This window comes from Pseudomonas sp. LTR0 (assembly GCF_036630035.1).
In the GTDB taxonomy this organism is placed as follows: domain Bacteria; phylum Pseudomonadota; class Gammaproteobacteria; order Pseudomonadales; family Pseudomonadaceae; genus Aquipseudomonas; species Aquipseudomonas putida_Y.
In genome coordinates this window covers 3,623,082-3,639,568 of sequence record NZ_CP123734.1, presented here as the reverse complement: position 1 = coordinate 3,639,568, position 16,487 = coordinate 3,623,082, and the positions used below count along the sequence as shown (strand labels likewise).

11 protein-coding genes are annotated in these 16,487 nt (G+C 63.4%); 6 read left to right on the top strand and 5 right to left on the bottom strand.

What is annotated here, in order from left to right:
* Nucleotides 1–150: 150 nt before the first annotated feature.
* A complete protein-coding gene (gene nagZ, locus QCL51_RS16800) occupies nt 151–1,149 on the top strand; it encodes a beta-N-acetylhexosaminidase (RefSeq protein WP_172402813.1) in 999 nt (332 codons plus the stop codon).
* Nucleotides 1,150–1,263: 114 nt separating this feature from the next.
* On the opposite strand, the gene QCL51_RS16795 is transcribed toward nagZ, so the two are convergent.
* From QCL51_RS16795 to mfd, 3 genes are read right to left on the bottom strand one after another with little or no spacing between them, the layout of a single operon-like run.
* The gene (locus tag QCL51_RS16795) at nt 1,264–4,581 is read right to left on the bottom strand and encodes a DEAD/DEAH box helicase (protein ID WP_080694534.1); all 3,318 of its coding nucleotides are present in this window, start codon (nt 4,579–4,581) and stop codon (nt 1,264–1,266) included.
* Between the two features lie 4 nt (nt 4,582–4,585).
* Nucleotides 4,586–5,158, bottom strand: a complete 573-nt coding sequence (locus QCL51_RS16790; RefSeq protein WP_021785421.1) for a CsiV family protein — start codon at nt 5,156–5,158, stop codon at nt 4,586–4,588.
* Between the two features lie 9 nt (nt 5,159–5,167).
* Nucleotides 5,168–8,617 (bottom strand): transcription-repair coupling factor, encoded by a 3,450-nt coding sequence (mfd, locus tag QCL51_RS16785; protein WP_321142052.1) that lies wholly within the window; start codon nt 8,615–8,617, stop codon nt 5,168–5,170.
* A gap of 167 nt (nt 8,618–8,784) precedes the next feature.
* Here mfd and QCL51_RS16780 point away from each other — a divergent pair, with 167 nt between their 5' ends.
* The 3 genes from QCL51_RS16780 (at nt 8,785) to sthA (ending at nt 13,024) form a co-directional block, all read left to right on the top strand.
* Nucleotides 8,785–10,248: a glyceraldehyde-3-phosphate dehydrogenase gene (locus tag QCL51_RS16780; RefSeq protein ID WP_021785419.1), complete on the top strand. Its 1,464-nt coding sequence runs from the start codon at nt 8,785–8,787 to the stop codon at nt 10,246–10,248.
* Nucleotides 10,249–10,426: 178 nt separating this feature from the next.
* Nucleotides 10,427–11,425 (top strand): FAD:protein FMN transferase, encoded by a 999-nt coding sequence (locus QCL51_RS16775; RefSeq protein WP_103443940.1) that lies wholly within the window; start codon nt 10,427–10,429, stop codon nt 11,423–11,425.
* Nucleotides 11,426–11,629: 204 nt separating this feature from the next.
* Nucleotides 11,630–13,024 carry a Si-specific NAD(P)(+) transhydrogenase gene (sthA, locus tag QCL51_RS16770; protein ID WP_021785418.1) on the top strand — a complete coding sequence of 465 codons (1,395 nt, stop codon included), beginning with the start codon at nt 11,630–11,632 and terminating at the stop codon, nt 13,022–13,024.
* A gap of 48 nt (nt 13,025–13,072) precedes the next feature.
* Here sthA and QCL51_RS16765 read toward each other — a convergent pair whose 3' ends face one another.
* On the bottom strand, nt 13,073–13,789 hold the full coding sequence (locus tag QCL51_RS16765; RefSeq protein ID WP_021785417.1) for a glycerophosphodiester phosphodiesterase: 717 nt from the start codon (nt 13,787–13,789) through the stop codon (nt 13,073–13,075).
* Between the two features lie 31 nt (nt 13,790–13,820).
* On the bottom strand, nt 13,821–14,405 hold the full coding sequence (locus QCL51_RS16760; protein WP_021785416.1) for a PilZ domain-containing protein: 585 nt from the start codon (nt 14,403–14,405) through the stop codon (nt 13,821–13,823).
* 93 nt (nt 14,406–14,498) lie between these two features.
* Between QCL51_RS16760 and QCL51_RS16755 the strand changes: the two genes are divergently transcribed.
* Together QCL51_RS16755 and lolD are read left to right on the top strand one after the other, a co-directional pair.
* Nucleotides 14,499–15,749: a lipoprotein-releasing ABC transporter permease subunit gene (locus QCL51_RS16755; RefSeq protein ID WP_021785415.1), complete on the top strand. Its 1,251-nt coding sequence runs from the start codon at nt 14,499–14,501 to the stop codon at nt 15,747–15,749.
* A gap of 7 nt (nt 15,750–15,756) precedes the next feature.
* A complete protein-coding gene (lolD, locus tag QCL51_RS16750) occupies nt 15,757–16,440 on the top strand; it encodes a lipoprotein-releasing ABC transporter ATP-binding protein LolD (protein ID WP_172402812.1) in 684 nt (227 codons plus the stop codon).
* Nucleotides 16,441–16,487: the final 47 nt, after the last annotated feature.

Here is a 16,487-nt window from a genome sequence, read left to right as displayed (position 1 = left end):
CATGCCCGATCTCGATCTACTTCACATTTCCCTCGCTGACCAGTGCTCTCATGGCTTCGCCTGTGGCCAGCGGCGCGTGCCTGTGGGTGTCTGCTGCCCCCGATTGGGCCTCTCTCTGTCTTCAATGAAGGATTACCCATGACTGTCAGCCTGCAAGGCTCCCTGATGGTGGATATCGCCGGTAAATGGCTGACCGCCGAAGACCGTCAATTGCTGCGCCAGCCCGAAGTGGCTGGCCTGATCATCTTTGCCCGCAATATCGACAGCCCGCGCCAGGTGCGCGAACTGTGCGCGTCCATCCGCGCCATTCGCCCCGAACTGATCCTGGCAGTGGACCAGGAGGGTGGTCGCGTACAACGACTGCGCCAGGGCTTCGTGCGCCTGCCGGCCATGCGTGCGCTGGCCGATAACGACAATGCTGAATACCTGGCTGAGCAGTGCGGCTGGCTGATGGCGACCGAGGTACTGGCAGTTGGTCTGGACCTCAGCTTTGCTCCGGTGCTCGACCTGGACCACCAGCGTAGCGCCGTGGTGGGCAGCCGCGCGTTCGAGGGTGACCCGCTGCGTGCAACGCGACTGGCCGGCGCGTTCATCCGTGGCATGAATGCGGCGGGTATGGCCGCTTGTGGCAAGCATTTCCCGGGGCATGGTTGGGCCGAAGCCGATTCGCACGTGGCTATCCCCACCGATGAGCGCAGCCTGGAACAACTGCGCCAGGCCGACCTGGTGCCGTTTACCCGCCTGAGTGGGCAGCTTGCGGCAGTGATGCCGGCGCATGTCATTTACCCGCAGGTCGATAACCAGCCAGCCGGCTTCTCGCGGCGTTGGTTACAGGACATCTTGCGTGGCGAGCTGGGCTTTGACGGGGTGATCTTCAGTGATGACCTGTCGATGGCCGGTGCGCATGTGGTGGGCGACGCGGCCAGCCGTATCGAGGCGGCGCTGAGCGCCGGTTGTGACATGGGCCTGGTGTGCAATGACCGGGCGGCGGCGGAGCTGGCGCTGAGTGCGGCGCAGCGCATGAAGGTCAAGCCGTCGCCGCGGATTGCGCGGATGCGCGGGCAAGGTTTTGCACGAACCGATTATCGCCAGCAGCCGCGCTGGCTGGAGGCGCTGGGGGCGTTGAAGGAAGCTCAGTTGGTCGATTGATTGCGCTGGCCTCTTCGCTCCCACAGTTACCGCATCGCCATCTGGGGCAGTGCAGTGCCTGTAGGAGCGGGCTTGCCCGCGAAGAGGCCCGCGCGGGCTGTATCCGTTTTCGATCTATCGCCCGCGTTTTCCGGGCAATGGCGCAAACAGGGCCTCGATTTCTTCATCGCCAAGCCGCCACTGCCCAGCCTGCCCGCCGTCCAGCAGGCTGGCGGCCAATGCTGCCTTTTCCTGCTGCAGCAGCTGGATCTTCTCCTCCACCGTGCCCCGGGTAATCAGCTTGAACACGAACACCGGCTTGTCCTGACCGATGCGGTAGGCTCGGTCAGTAGCTTGGTTTTCGCTGGCCGGGTTCCACCAGGGGTCGAAGTGGATCACGGTGTCCGCCGCCGTCAGGTTCAAGCCTACGCCCCCCGCCTTCAGGCTGATCAGGAACACTTCGCTGTTACCTTGCTGAAACTGCTGCACTGGCGTGCGACGGTCGCGAGTGTCACCGGTCAGCAGGCTGTAGCGGATCTTGCGCTTCTCGAGCTCCTGCTCGATCAGCGCCAGCATTGAGGTGAACTGTGAGAACAACAACACCCGGCGCCCTTCGCTGAGCAGTTCTTCGAGCATTTCCAGCAGCGCACCCAGCTTGCCCTTGTCGGCCTGGTTGCCTTTGCTTTCCACCCCCTTGACCAGGCGCAGGTCGCAGCACACCTGGCGCAGCTTGAGCAACGCATCGAGGATCACGATCTGGCTGCGTGCGGCGCCATTGCGGGCGATTTCGTCGCGGACTTTCTGGTCCATGGCTACTCGCACGGCCTCGTAGGTATCGCGCTGGGCGTCACTGAGCTCGACCCAGTGCACCATCTCGGTCTTGGCCGGCAGCTCTGTGGCCACCTGCTCTTTGGTGCGGCGCAGCAGGAACGGCCGGATGCGGCTGGCCAGGTGGGCCATGCGCTCGCTGTCACCGTGACGTTCGATCGGGTTGCGGTAATCCTGGTTGAAGCGCTTCAGGTCGCCCAGCCAGCCGGGCATCAGAAAGTGGAAGATCGACCACAGTTCGCCCAGGTTGTTTTCCATCGGCGTGCCGGTCAGGCACAGGCGCTGGCCGGCTTGTAGCTCGCAGACGGCGAGGGCGGCCTTGCTGCTGCTGCTCTTGATGTTTTGCGCCTCGTCCAGTATCAGCATGTGCCAGGCCTGGGGGCGCAACTGTTCGAGGTCGCGTGGTATCAGGGCGTAAGTGGTCAGGACCAGGTCGTACTCATGGAGCTTGGAGAAGTGCTTGCTGCGCCCCGGCCCATGCAGGGCCAGTACGCGCAGGCCGGGCGCGAAGCGCTGGGCTTCGTCCAGCCAGTTGGGTATGAGGCTGGTTGGCATGACCGCCAGGGCCGGTGTACTCAGGCGCCCGGATTGCTTCTCCAGCAGCAGATGGGCCAGGGTCTGCAGGGTCTTGCCCAGGCCCATGTCGTCGCCGAGGATGCCGCCGGTACCCATTTCGCGCAAGGCCTGCAGCCAGTTCAGGCCTTGCTGCTGATAGGGGCGCAAGCTGGCCTGCAACCCGGTGGGCGGTTCTACCTGCAGGTCGCGGGCATCGCGCAGGCGGCGGCCCAGATCGCGTACATGCTCGCCACCTTCCCAGTGCAGGGGCAGGCCTTCGATTTCGTTCAGGCGCGCGGCGTCGGCGCGCTCCATGCGCAGGGACGGGCCTGCCGTGTCCTCGTGCAAGTAGAGCTCGCCCAGGGTGCCCATGACTGCCTTGATGCGGCCGTAGGGCAGGGCGACGCGCAAGGCGGGGGCATCGGGACGGCCGCGGTTGAGGTCGATCAGCAGGTGCTCATCGTCACTGCGCCGGGCCAGTTCGCTAGGGCGTAGCAGCTCCGGGCTGCTGCGCAGCAGGTGCAATACGATCGGCAGCAGGCTGTGGCGTTGGCCATCGACCACAATGCCTAGTTCCAGGTCGAACCATTCATGGCCGGGCGCTTCGTCGATGGTTGCATACCAGTCGTCCACCTCCTGAAGGTTGAAGGCGAAGTCGCGGTGAATGTCGATGTCCCAGCCGGCTTCGCGCAGGCGCGGCAGGCCTTCGCGGGCAAAGCGCAACCAGGCTTCGTCGTCTGGCAATTGATGCATTTCGCCGGCGCTGTCGGGTAGTGCCTTGCTCTGCCGTGTGGCAGGTTTGAAGCCGAAATCGCGCAGCATCTGGCGCAATGCCTGCTCGGCTTGAGTCTGGCGGCGAATGCGCTGGCTGGTGCTGCCTGCCAGGCGGGTCAGTGGCTTTTCATCGGTGCCGCTGGCCTGCAAGCCGTCATAATCGAACGCCAATGCGGCGCGATGTTGCATCTGCCGTTGCATGCGACCGGTTTTCGGCATGTAGGCGGTGTATTCGAGGCTGCCGAGAGCAAGAAGGGGCTTTGGCTGGATGTTATCGAGCAACTGCTCCTGCACTTGCGTCGGGGTCGGCACCTTGTGGCTGAGGGCATTGAGCTTGTGGCTCAGGGGGACGACCAGGTGTTCCGGTACATCGGGTGCGATAGTCAACTGCACGGCGACATGCGGATCCAGGCTGTGCTCGACTTTGCCCACTTCACGGGTCGGCAGGTTCAGGTAGTAAAGCGGCAGCAGCGGGATGACGCGGCGCAGCATTTCTTCGCCGCTGTACCACCGCCCCCGGTAGTTTCCGTTGTCCAGGCGTACCCAGCGAAACTCGGCATGGCGCACCGGGCCTTCATGAAGCGGGGGGAAGTCGGTATCGAAGAACATTCGCCCGGTTTCGAGGGCGCGCTGGAACAACTCGCCACCTTCGTGGCCCTTCAGTTTGTAACCGCGATCTTGGCCGCCGCCCTGATTCAGGGCCGAGAGCAGGCGCAGAATGCGGATGTCTTCGTCTGTTACGAAGCGCGGTGGTTCGTAGAGAAAGTCGTAAAGTGACTGGACGCGGCTGAAGCGGATGCCGTCTTCCGTTCGCGTGCCTTTGCGGACAAGCAGGGCGCAGCCAGCATCATCGGTGAGCTGCAGCTGATAGCACACCATGCGCCCGCGTTTGTCTTCGGTCGCGTCAGTTTTGGGTGGGGCCTGCTCCAGGCCGCTCAACCAGTGCTGCAGTTCGGCGGACAGGGTGCCCGGGTTGGCTTGCATGCCCCCGCTACTGGAAAAGCGGTCGCTCACGCAGAAGAGTACAGCGGCGCAATGCTTGCAGTTTTGCCGTACCGGGCAATCGCATTCACCGCGCACATGGCAGCGGCCGCCCGCAACGTGCAGCTCGATGCGTTGCCGGTAGTGGTTGTTGCCGCTCCCCTGGCAATTGGCGGTGATGGTCTGCCCATACACGCCTTCCAGTTCGGCCCTGCCTTCCTCGGCATACCGCTCACCGCGCTGCAGGGCAGCTTTGCTGAACGATTGAATCCAGTTCGGATAAGCGTTCACCATCTCGGCGGCATCGTGCTTCATTGGCCTACTGCTCCATCATCTCCGGGTCCATCACCGGCATTTTCGGCGTACCCGGTGGTGTCACCTTCAGCAGTACCGCCAGGTGCCCGCCGTCGAGAAAGGTCAGCTGGCCGCCCTTGACGTTGCTGTTGCTTTGCCTGAACTGCTCGCTTTGCAGCACGTTGCCGTTGCCATCCAGCTGGTTGACCCAGAAGTTGGCCTCGACGGTGATGAAGCGGCCTTCAGCGATGCTCAGGTTGCCTTCGATAGGGAAGTGCCCGAACTGTTCGGTGCCTTCGCCCACGGCGATGCGGCTGGGTTCGCTGCCCACCTGCTGCTGCCAGGCCTTGTGCATCAGCACGGTGTAGTCGGCGGTGGCTTCCAGGCGGGTGGCTTCATCTTCCAGTGCTGGGCGGCGCTCGGCGTCCTTGGTCAGGCGTGGGGCGCCAGCGCTCCAGTCTTCGGGGGCGAACGGGCTGGTGAAGGCGGGCACGCTGTTCTGCCGCACCAGAATCATTTCTACCTGATACAGGCCTTCGGCGAAGGCAGCCGGGGCGAACAGCGCCAGCAGCAGGGTCAGGCAACGGATGGCACGCATGGGTCTTCCTTAGGCAGGCTGTGGGGTCAGGCGCTCGAACAGCGCCTCCAGGGTATTGAAACGTTCGTCGGGGCGTTCCATCGGTACCAGGAAGCGGAACTGGGTAGCGCCTTCGAACTTGTAACGTTTGGGCTGACCCTGGATCAGCTTGATCAGGGTCAACGGGTCGACCGGGGTTTCGGCTTCGAACTCGAGCTTGCCACCGTTGGGCCCCGCATCGACTTTCTTGATCCCGAGCTTTTCCGCGTGCAGCTTGAGCGACGTCAGGCGCATCAGGTTCTTGGTCGGCTCTGGCAACAGGCCGAAGCGGTCGATCATCTCGACCTGCAAGTCCTTGAGGCCTTCTTCGTCGGCAGCCGAGGCAATGCGTTTGTACAGGATCAGACGCGCATGCACGTCAGGCAGGTAGTCTTCGGGGATCAGTGCCGGCAGGCGCAGGTTGATCTCCGGGCCGCCGCCCAGTGGTTGCTCAAGGTTCGGCTGGGTACCTTTACGGATTGCCTTGACCGCGCGCTCGAGCATTTCCATGTACAGGGTGAAGCCCACCGCCTGGATCTGCCCGCTCTGGCCTTCGCCCAGCAGCTCGCCGGCCCCGCGGATTTCCAGGTCGTTGGTGGCCAGCACGAAGCCTGCGCCAAGGTCTTGTGTGTTGGCGATCGCCTCCAGGCGCTTTTCGGCGTCGGCGCTGACCTTCTGACGGGTAGGTGTGAGCAGGTAGGCGTAAGCCTGGTGGTGGCTACGGCCAACCCGGCCACGCAACTGGTGCAGCTGGGCCAGGCCGAACTTGTCGGCGCGCTCGATGACGATGGTGTTGGCGCTGGGCACGTCGATACCGGTTTCGATAATGGTCGAGGCCACCAGCACGTTGAAGCGCTTGTGGTAGAAATCGCTCATCACCTGTTCCAGCTCGCGTTCGCGCATTTGCCCGTGGCCGATGCCGATGCGTGCCTCAGGCACCAGCTCGGCAAGGTCGGCGGCGCATTTTTCGATGGTTTTCACATCGTTGTGCAGGTAGTACACCTGGCCACCGCGCAACAGTTCGCGCAGCAGCGCCTCCTTGACCGTGCTCTTGTTCTGCTCCATGACGAAGGTGCGCACAGACAGGCGGCGTGCTGGCGGCGTGGCGATGATTGACAGGTCGCGCATGCCCGCCACAGCCATGTTCAGCGTGCGCGGAATCGGCGTGGCGGTCAGGGTGAGGATGTCGACCTCGCTGCGCAGCGCCTTCAGCTGTTCTTTCTGGCGGACGCCAAAGCGGTGCTCTTCATCGATGATGGCCAGGCCCAGGTCTTTGAAGCGCACGTCGTCCTGCAGCAGCTTGTGGGTGCCGATGAGGATGTCGATCTTGCCTTCGGCAAGGTCCGCGGCGGCGGCGGCCACTTCCTTGGCCGACTTGAAGCGGCTCATCACTTCCACGGTCACGGGCCAGTCGGCAAAGCGGTCGCGGAAACTGTTGTAATGCTGCTGGGCAAGCAGGGTGGTGGGCACCAGTACAGCCACCTGGCGGCCACTGTGCACGGCGATGAACGCCGCGCGCATGGCCACTTCGGTCTTGCCGAAGCCCACGTCGCCACAGACCAGGCGGTCCATTGGCTTGGGCGCCAGCATATCGGCTCGCACGGCCTCGATTGCAGCCTGCTGGTCCGGGGTTTCCTCGAACGGGAAGCCGGCGCTGAAGGTGGCGTAGTCGGCGGACGGGTCGGCAAACGCGTAGCCCTTGCGCGCGGCGCGGCGGGCATAGATGTCGAGCAGTTCGGCGGCCACGTCGCGGACCTGTTCGGCGGCCTTGCGCTTGGCTTTCTGCCAGGCCTCCGAACCCAGCCGGTGCAGCGGTGCCAGGGCGTCGTCGCTGCCGGTGTAGCGGGCGATCAGGTGCAGGTTGGCCACCGGCACATACAACTTGGCGTTCTCGGCGTATTCCAGCGTCAGGAATTCGGCGGCCTGGCCGTCGATTTCCAGGGTGGCCAGGCCCAGGTAGCGGCCGACACCATGGTCGATGTGCACCACCGGCGCGCCTTCGCGCAGCTCGGTGAGGTTCTTGATGACCGCGTCGTTGGCGGTTTCGCCGCGCTTGTCACGGCGCCGGCGCTGCATCACCCGCTGGCCGAACAGTGGGCTTTCGGCAATCAGGGCCAGGCCTGGGTCGTCCAGCAGCAGGCCGTCGTCCAGCGGGGCGATGGTGATCGCCAGGCGCTCGGCACCGGTTATGAAATCGTCCCAGCCATCGACGGTATGCGGGCGCAGCTTCAGCCGTTCGAGCAGCTCCAGCAGCACTTCACGGCGGCCCGCTGATTCGGCAGTGAACAGTACGCGGCCGGGGAACTGGTCGAGGAAGTTGGCCAGCTCGGCCAGTGGCTGGTTGGCCTTGGCCTCGATGGCCAGGTTGGGCAGGGCGCGCGCCGGGAAGCGCTCGCGGCCCACCCCAGAGTCGAGCTCTTCGCTGCTGACCACTACCCGGGGCCACTGCTTGAGCCGGGCGAAGCAATCTTCCACCGGCATGAACAGCTCGGCCGGCGGCAACAGCGGCCGGCTGAGGTCGCCGCGGCGGTCTTCATAACGCCCGCGCACGTCGTTCCAGAAGTGCTCGGCGGCCTGTTCCACGCCGGGGAGCGAGAACACCTGGGTGTCGGTCGGCAGGTAGTCGAACAGGGTCGAGGTGTCTTCGAAGAACAGCGGCAGGTAGTACTCGATACCGGCGGGGATGATGCCGCTGGCCAGGTCCTGGAAGATTGCACTGCGGCGGAAGTCGACGTCGAAGCGCTCGCGAAAGCGTGCCTTGAAGCGGGTCACTTCTTCCTTCTGCATCGGGAATTCGCGTGCTGGCAGCAGGCGCACCGAATCCACCTTGTCGATCGAGCGCTGGGTCTCGGGGTCGAAGGTGCGCAGCGTCTCGATCTCGTTATCGAACAGGTCGATGCGGTAGGGCAGCTTGCTGCCCATCGGGAACAGGTCGATCAGCGCGCCGCGCACGGCGAACTCGCCATGCTCGTAGACGGTGTCGACGCAACGATAACCGCTGGCTTCCAGGCGCGTGCGCATCTGTTCCACGTCGATGGTCTGGCCCACATCCAGCACCAGGCTGCTGCCCAGCAGAAAGCGTGTGGGCGCCAGGCGGTGCAGGGCGGTGGTGATCGGCACCACGAGGATGCCGTGGCTCAGCTCCGGCAGGCGGTACAGGCTGGCGATGCGCTGGGAGATGATGTCCTGGTGCGGCGAGAACAGGTCGTAGGGCAGGGTTTCCCAATCGGGGAACGGCAGCACTGGCAGGCCCGGGGCAAAGAAGCGCAGCTCCTGCTCCAGACGGTCGGCGGCCTGGCTGTCGGCCGTCAGCAGCAGGGTGAAGCGGCCAGCGCTGCTGGCAGCCTCGGCGATGGCAAGGCTGAGGGCGGCACCGGGCAAGTTGCCCCAGGTTTGTTTGCCGGCCGTGGCCGACATTTGCGGTAGGCGCAGAACTGACACGGGAGATTGCACTCCAAGCGTTGCGGCAAAGAGACCGATTGTACCGGTGACGGTGCCGGCTGTCAGGCTCGAAAGGGCATGAGCGCTGGCTTGCGTCACTGCGACAGGCGCTCATTGCCGGTTCCGCGTCGGGGCGTCATAATGTAGCCCCTTTTTTCTGTCCCTACATGTGGAAGGTTCCCGTGACTCAGAAGCCCGACCAGTGTCTTGGTGAGTGGATTGATCGTGAAGCCCTGGCTGAAGCGATGATCCCGCTTATCGGTCAGCTCTACCGCAATAACAACGTGGTGAGCTCGATTTATGGCCGCAGCCTGATCAACCGTTCGGTTATCTCGATCCTCAAGGCGCACCGCTTTGCGCGCCACCGCCAAACCGACGAAACCGAACTGTCCGTCCACGAGACATTCCCCCTGCTCAAAGCCATGAGCGAGCTGAAACTGGGCGCCGCATCGGTCGACCTGGGCAAGCTGGCCAACAAGTTCAAGCAGGAAGGCAATGGCCGCACTGCCGAGCAGTTCGTCCGTGAAGAGCTGGCTGACGTGGTTGGCCAGCAGAACGCTTCGGCGCGTAAAGGCACCGACGTTGTTCTGTACGGTTTCGGTCGCATCGGCCGCCTGCTGGCGCGCATCCTGATCGAGAAAACCGGTGGTGGTGACGGCCTGCGTCTGCGTGCCATCGTCGTGCGCAAAGGCGCCGAAAACGACCTGGTCAAGCGTGCCAGCCTGCTGCGCCGTGACTCGGTGCATGGTCCGTTCGATGGCACCATCACCATCGACGAAGCCAACAACACCATCACCGCCAACGGCAACCTGATCCAGGTTATCTACGCCAAGAACCCGAGCGAAGTCGACTACACCCAGTACGGCATCGACAATGCGCTTGTTGTTGACAACACCGGTGTATGGCGTGACGCCGACGGCCTGGGCCAGCACCTGGCCTGCCCTGGTGCTGCCCGCGTGATCCTCACCGCACCTGGCAAGGGCGCGCTGAAGAACATCGTGCACGGTATCAACCACGGTGACATCACTGCCGATGACAAGATCATCTCGGCGGCCTCCTGCACCACCAATGCCATCGTGCCGGTGCTCAAGGCCATCAACGATCAGTACGGCATCGTCAACGGCCACGTCGAAACCGTTCACTCGTTCACCAACGACCAGAACCTGATCGACAACTTCCACAAGGGCAGCCGCCGTGGCCGTGCCGCGCCGCTGAACATGGTAATCACCGAAACCGGCGCCGCCACCGCCGCTGCCAAGGCACTGCCAGTGCTGAAGGGCAAGCTGACCGGCAACGCCATTCGTGTCCCGACGCCGAACGTTTCGATGGCCATCCTGAACCTGAATCTGGAAAAGGCCACCACCCGCGACGAGATCAACGAGTACCTGCGCCAGACCGCCATGCACTCGGAACTTCACAAGCAGATCGACTACGTGGCTTCGCAGGAAGTGGTTTCGACCGACTTCGTGGGCTCGCGCCATGCCGGCGTGGTTGACGCAGAGGCGACCATCGCCAACGACAACCGCGTTGTTCTGTACGTCTGGTACGACAACGAGTTCGGTTATAGCTGCCAGGTGGTTCGTGTGATGGAAGACATGGCCGGTGTGAACCCGCCAGCGTTTCCGCGCTGATTCGCTTGTAAGGCAATGAAAAAACGGGAACCTTCGGGTTCCCGTTTTTTTATTCTGAATGTGTGTTGTCAGTGCTGGCCCTTTCGCGGGTAAACCCGCTCCTACAGGATTATCGCTGCCCCTGTAGGAGCGGGTTTACCCGCGAAGAGGCCAGCACCGGCAACCGAGAAACCCTACTGTGCGCACAGCCCTACTGTTCATTCTGCTGCTACTCACCGCCTGCAACCAGGGCCCCACCCTGGAGCGCCTGGGTGGCCCGACCATGGGCAGCAGCTACAGCATCCAGTACGTCCGCGAGCCTGGTGGCCCGGTGCCGGCCCAGGTGCAGATGGCGGTTGAAACCATCCTGCATGACATCGACCACCACTATTCAACCTACCGCGGCGATTCCATCGTCAGCCAGTTCAACCGGTTGCCCGCCGGTCAGTGCCTGGCCCTGCCGCCCGATATGCTCGAATTGGTCAGCCTCGGCCAGCACCTTGCCGAACAGAGCGATGGCGCTTTCGATCTCACGGTAGAGCCGTTGCTCGACCTGTGGGGCTTCGGCCCTCAGGCCCGTCACGAGCAGGTGCCCGAACCACAGGCACTGGCCCAGGTGCGCCGGCGTGTGGGCTACCAGCACCTGCGCATCAAGGGGCGCGCCCTGTGCAAGGATGCCCCGGTGCAGCTCGACCTCAACAGCATCGTCGCCGGCCATGCTGTCGACGTGATCGCTGCGCGCCTGCAGGCCATGGGGGTCGGCAGCTTTGTCGCCGAGGTCACTGGCGAGTTGAAGGCAGTTGGCCGCAAGCCTGACGGCAGCCCTTGGCGCATTGCCCTGGAACTGCCTCGCGAAGACCGGCAGGTTGCCCGCCAGATCATCCCGGTCAATAGCCTTTCAGTATCAACCTCGGGTGACTATCGGCACTATTTCGAGCAGAATGGCCGGCGCTATTCGCACACCTTCGATGCCCGCCTCGGGCGCCCGGTCGAGCATGACCTGGCGGCCGTTACGGTGCTGGACGCCTCAGCACTGCAGGCCGACGGCTATTCGACGCTGCTGCTCATCCTGGGTCCGCAGCGGGGCTGGGATTTTGCCGTGGCGCATGACCTGGCTGCGGTTTTGGTGACTCGAGCAGAGGGAGGCTTCGTCTCTCGATCTACGCCCGCGTTCGAACGGGCAGTGAAAGGCCAGTGAAAGCACAAGCAGGGATGATTGCCGCCAGGGAATGGGTGAAGCATATGTAGTGCGGGCAAAGTTGGCCTACGACGCGACCAAGGGTTAATGTGCGCGGCGTTCCGGGTTGATTAGACTGCACCCGAATTTTCTCATGGCGCCCCGGCGGCATGATCGTGCCCCGCAAGCGACCGTGGCTTGCGGGCCAGTTCTGAAGGAGTACGCATGGCTGTCTACAACTACGACGTAGTGGTGCTGGGTTCCGGCCCGGCCGGTGAAGGCGCGGCAATGAACGCCGCCAAAGCAGGGCGCAAGGTAGCGATGGTCGATGACCGTCGCCAGGTTGGTGGCAACTGCACCCACCTGGGCACCATTCCGTCCAAGGCACTGCGTCACTCGGTGCGGCAGATCATGCAGTTCAACACCAACCCGATGTTTCGTGCCATCGGCGAGCCACGCTGGTTCTCGTTCCCGGACGTGCTGAAAAGCGCCGAGAAGGTCATCGCCAAGCAGGTGGCATCGCGCACCGGCTACTATGCCCGCAACCGCGTCGACGTGTTCTTCGGCACCGGCAGCTTCGCCGACGAGCAGACCGTGGAAGTGGTGTGCCCCAACGGCGTGGTCGAGAAGCTCAACGCCAAGCACATCATCATTGCAACCGGCTCGCGCCCTTACCGCCCGGCCGACATCGACTTCCACCATCCGCGGGTTTACGACAGCGACACCATCCTCAGCCTCAGCCATACCCCGCGCAAGCTGATCGTGTACGGTGCCGGCGTAATCGGTTGCGAATACGCTTCGATCTTCAGTGGCCTGGGCGTATTGGTCGAGCTGGTCGACAACCGCGGCCAACTGCTGAGCTTCCTCGACTCGGAAATTTCCCAGGCGCTGAGCTACCACTTCAGCAACAACAACATCACAGTGCGTCACAACGAAGACTACGAGCGCGTCGAAGGCCTGGACAACGGGGTGATCCTGCACCTCAAGTCGGGCAAGAAGATCAAGGCCGACGCCTTGCTCTGGTGCAACGGCCGTACCGGCAACACCGACAAGCTGGGCCTGGAAAACATCGGTATCAAGGTGAACAGCCGCGGCCAGATCGAGGTCGACGAGGCCTACCGCACCGCCGTGCCGAACATCTACGGTGCCGGTGACGTGATTGGCTGGCCAAGCCTGGCCAGTGCGGCCCATGACCAGGGCCGGTCGGCCGCTGGCAGCATTGTCGACAATGGCAGCTGGCGCTTCGTCAACGACGTGCCGACCGGTATCTACACCATTCCGGAGATCAGCTCGATCGGCAAGAACGAGCAGGAACTGACCCAGGCCAAAGTGCCGTACGAAGTGGGCAAGGCCTTCTTCAAAGGCATGGCGCGTGCGCAGATCGCCGGCGAGCCGCAGGGCATGCTGAAGATCCTGTTCCACCGCGAAACCCTGGAAATCCTCGGTGTGCATTGCTTTGGCTATCAGGCTTCGGAAATTGTCCACATTGGCCAGGCGATCATGAACCAGCCAGGTGAGCACAACAACCTGAAGTACTTCGTCAACACCACGTTCAACTACCCGACCATGGCCGAAGCCTATCGGGTAGCTGCCTATGACGGCCTGAACCGGCTTTTTTGAGCGGCTCCGACCGGTGGCCTGAGCCGGTCGGAGAGACCGATTTCAACCCTACCCGAGGGTGGTCTTGGCCAAACCGGGAAAGTCTGTAATCAGGCTGTCCACACCAAAGTCAGCCAGCCGGCGCATCAGTGCCGGCTCGTTGACCGTCCACACCGACACATGCAAACCCTGGCCCTGTGCTTTGAGCAGGCGCTCGGGGGTGCACAGTGTCCAGTTCAATGCCAGCAGCTCGCAGCCATAGTTATGTGCCACCTTCAGCGGGTCGAGCCAGGCGTATTCGGCCACCAGCCCGCGTTTCACGTCCGGCACCAGTTCCAGGGCGGCGCCCAGTACCTCGCGTGAACTGGAGGTGATGGTCACCTTGTCCAGCAAGCCATATTGCTGGGCCAGTTCACGGATCGCCAGGACAGTGGTGGCCGCGCGGGTGCGCGAGGCGCTTTTCACTTCCAGCTGCCAGTGCTCGAACGGGCATTTTTCGAACAGCTCTTCCAGCTTCGGGATCGGGCAGGGCTGCACATGGCCCGGGCCGCCTTTGCGGGCATCGATCTTGACCAGGTCGGCGGCCGGGTGCTCGACCACTTTGCCGCGACGGCCAGTGGTGCGCTTGAGGGTGGCGTCGTGGATGACCATCAGTTCGTTGTCGGCTGACAGGTGCAGGTCCAGCTCGCAGCGGGTCACGCCATGGGACAGGCATTGCTGAAAGCTTTTCAGGGTGTTCTCGGGTGCTTCGCCCTTGGCGCCGCGATGGCCGTAGATCAGGGTCACGTTCGTTCCTTCAAATCAGGGGGAAATTGGCTCAGGAGGCAGGGTCGTTCAGTTCCAGCTGCTGGCGCCGTTGCTGTTGCTGGCGCTGCAGGATGTAACGGGCCAGCAGTTGTCGTTGGGCGTCGGTCATGTCGATGAACTCGGTGCCGACCTCGAAGCCGCCTTCCGGGCGTGGGTCGCAATGGCTGACCTTGCCGCGCAGCAGCAGGCCATGGGCACGCGGCATCAGCACCATTTTCACCTTCACTCGTGTACCCGGGTCAATCCGTGTGGCTTGGACGGATTCGATGCCGCCTTCGGAAATGACCACCGGTACTGGCTCGCCGACCTCGCCAAGCAGGGTTTGCGCAACCACCGCGCTAAGCAAGTCGAGGCGCTTGTTCTGTGCCCGCAGGAAGGCGGCGAGCGTGCGGTCCTTGTCGCTCAGCTGGCGCAACAGGTGTTGCGACTCGAAGTCGGACAAGTGCAGTTCGCTGAGCAGGTTGAACAGCGGTGAATCATCTTGCAACACATCTGGCTCGAGGGCTTCGGCCGCGCTAAGGGGGTTTATTTGAAGTGCGATCCGATCTTCGATGCGGTAGTATTCGCGGCGATCTTCTTCGTCTAATGTCGTCATGGCGAACCCAAGGTAGCGGCGGTGGTCCGAGTGTAAAGCCGCCGTAGGCGCCTCGCCACAAGGACGTTCCCTTTCATCCGAACAAGCCCCGACATGTTCAGACCTCTTTTCGCATTCATCGGCACGCGTTATACCCGTGCCAAACGTCGCAATCACTTCGTCTCGTTCATTTCCCTGACCTCGATGATCGGCCTCGCCCTGGGCGTGGTGGTGATGATCGTGGTGCTGTCGGTGATGAACGGTTTCGATCACGAGATGCGCACCCGCGTGTTGGGCATGATTCCCCATGCCACGCTGGAGAGCGGCCAACCCATTGCCGACTGGCAGGCCCTTGCCCAACAAGTAAAGCAGAATCCGCAGGTGGTAGCGGTTGCGCCGTTCACCCAGATGCAGGGCCTGCTGACCCATGATGGCAAGGTGCAGAAGGTGCTGCTCAACGGCATCGACCCCGCTCGCGAGCGCGAGGTGTCAATCATTGACAACTTCGTCCTGCAAGGCCGCCTGGACCAGTTGGCGCCGGGCGAGTGGGGCATCATGATCGGCGACAAGGCAGCGGCCAAGCTGGGCGTTGCCATCGGCGACAAGCTCACCTTCGTCGCCCCCGAGGTCAGCGTGACCCCTGCCGGCATGTTCCCGCGCATGAAGCGCTTTACCGTGGTTGGCACTTTCCACGTTGGCGCGGGCGAGATCGACGGCTACCTGGGCCTGACCAACATCAGCGACCTGTCCCGCCTGCACCGCTGGAAGCCCGACCAGGTCCAGGGCCTGCGCCTGAAGTTCGACGACCTGTTCCAGGCGCCGCGCGTAGCCTGGAGCATCGCCCAGCAGCTGGGCGACCAGGAATTCTATAGCCGTGACTGGACCCGTACCCACGGCAACCTGTACCAGGCGATCCGTATGGAAAAGGCCATGATCGGCCTGCTGTTGCTGCTGATCGTGGCGGTGGCAGCGTTCAACATCATTTCCACCCTGGTGATGGTGGTCAACGACAAGCGCGGCGACATCGCCATCCTGCGCACCCTGGGCGCCACGCCCGGGCAGATCATGCTCATCTTCATGGTCCAGGGCACGGTGATCGGGGTGATCGGTACCCTGATCGGCGCCGTGGTCGGGATCTTCGCGGCGCTGAACGTGAGCGCCGCGATCGCCGGCATCGAGAAACTGATCGGGCACAAGTTCCTCAACGCCGACGTGTACTTCATCGATTACCTGCCGTCGCAGATCCTGGCCCAGGACGTGTACATGGTCTGCGGTGCGGCACTGGTCCTGAGTTTCTTCGCCACCCTGTATCCGGCCTGGCGTGCGGCCCGCACCCAGCCTGCAGAGGCGCTACGTTATGAGTGAGTCGCGCATGAGTGATAAAGCCGTTCTGAGTTGCCGCAACCTGGGCAAGTCCTACGACGAGGGCCCGGAGTCGGTGCAGGTGCTGTCCGGGCTCAACCTGGAGCTGCAAGCCGGTGAGCGGGTCGCCATCGTCGGCAGTTCCGGCTCAGGCAAGAGTACCTTGCTCAACCTGCTGGGCGGCCTCGACCGGCCGACCCAGGGCAGCGTATGGCTGGCGGGCGAAGAGCTGTCGGCACTGGGCGAGCGTGCCCGTGGCCTGCTGCGCAACCGTGAGTTGGGCTTTGTCTACCAGTTTCACCACCTGCTGCCGGAATTCACCGCCATCGAGAACGTGTGCATGCCGCTGCTGATCGGCCGAACGCCCATCCCCGAGGCCCGGGAGCGTGCCGAGGCGCTGCTCAAGCGGGTAGGCCTGGGCCACCGCTTGAACCACAAGCCGGCCGAGCTGTCCGGCGGTGAGCGCCAGCGCGTGGCGATTGCCCGGGCGCTGGTCAACCGCCCCGGCCTGGTGATGCTCGACGAGCCGACCGGCAACCTCGACCACCATACCGCCCAAGGCATCCAGGAGCTGATGCAGGAGCTGTCCGGTGCCTCGCGCACGGCATTCCTGGTGGTCACCCACGACCTCAACCTGGCGCGGCAGATGGACCGCGTGTTGAAGCTCGACGATGGCCACCTGGTGGCAATCTGATCGACTGTCGGGGTGGCAAGTGCTGCCCCGTTTTCCTGTTTTCATTG

Coding starts and splice junctions, on each gene's coding strand:
- QCL51_RS16795 (WP_080694534.1), bottom strand. CDS start 4,581: ATGAAGCACGATGCCGCCGAGATGGTGAACGCTTATCCGAACTGGATT.
- QCL51_RS16790 (WP_021785421.1), bottom strand. CDS start 5,158: ATGCGTGCCATCCGTTGCCTGACCCTGCTGCTGGCGCTGTTCGCCCCG.
- QCL51_RS16780 (WP_021785419.1), top strand. CDS start 8,785: ATGTGGAAGGTTCCCGTGACTCAGAAGCCCGACCAGTGTCTTGGTGAG.
- sthA (WP_021785418.1), top strand. CDS start 11,630: ATGGCTGTCTACAACTACGACGTAGTGGTGCTGGGTTCCGGCCCGGCC.
- QCL51_RS16760 (WP_021785416.1), bottom strand. CDS start 14,405: ATGACGACATTAGACGAAGAAGATCGCCGCGAATACTACCGCATCGAA.
- QCL51_RS16755 (WP_021785415.1), top strand. CDS start 14,499: ATGTTCAGACCTCTTTTCGCATTCATCGGCACGCGTTATACCCGTGCC.
- lolD (WP_172402812.1), top strand. CDS start 15,757: ATGAGTGATAAAGCCGTTCTGAGTTGCCGCAACCTGGGCAAGTCCTAC.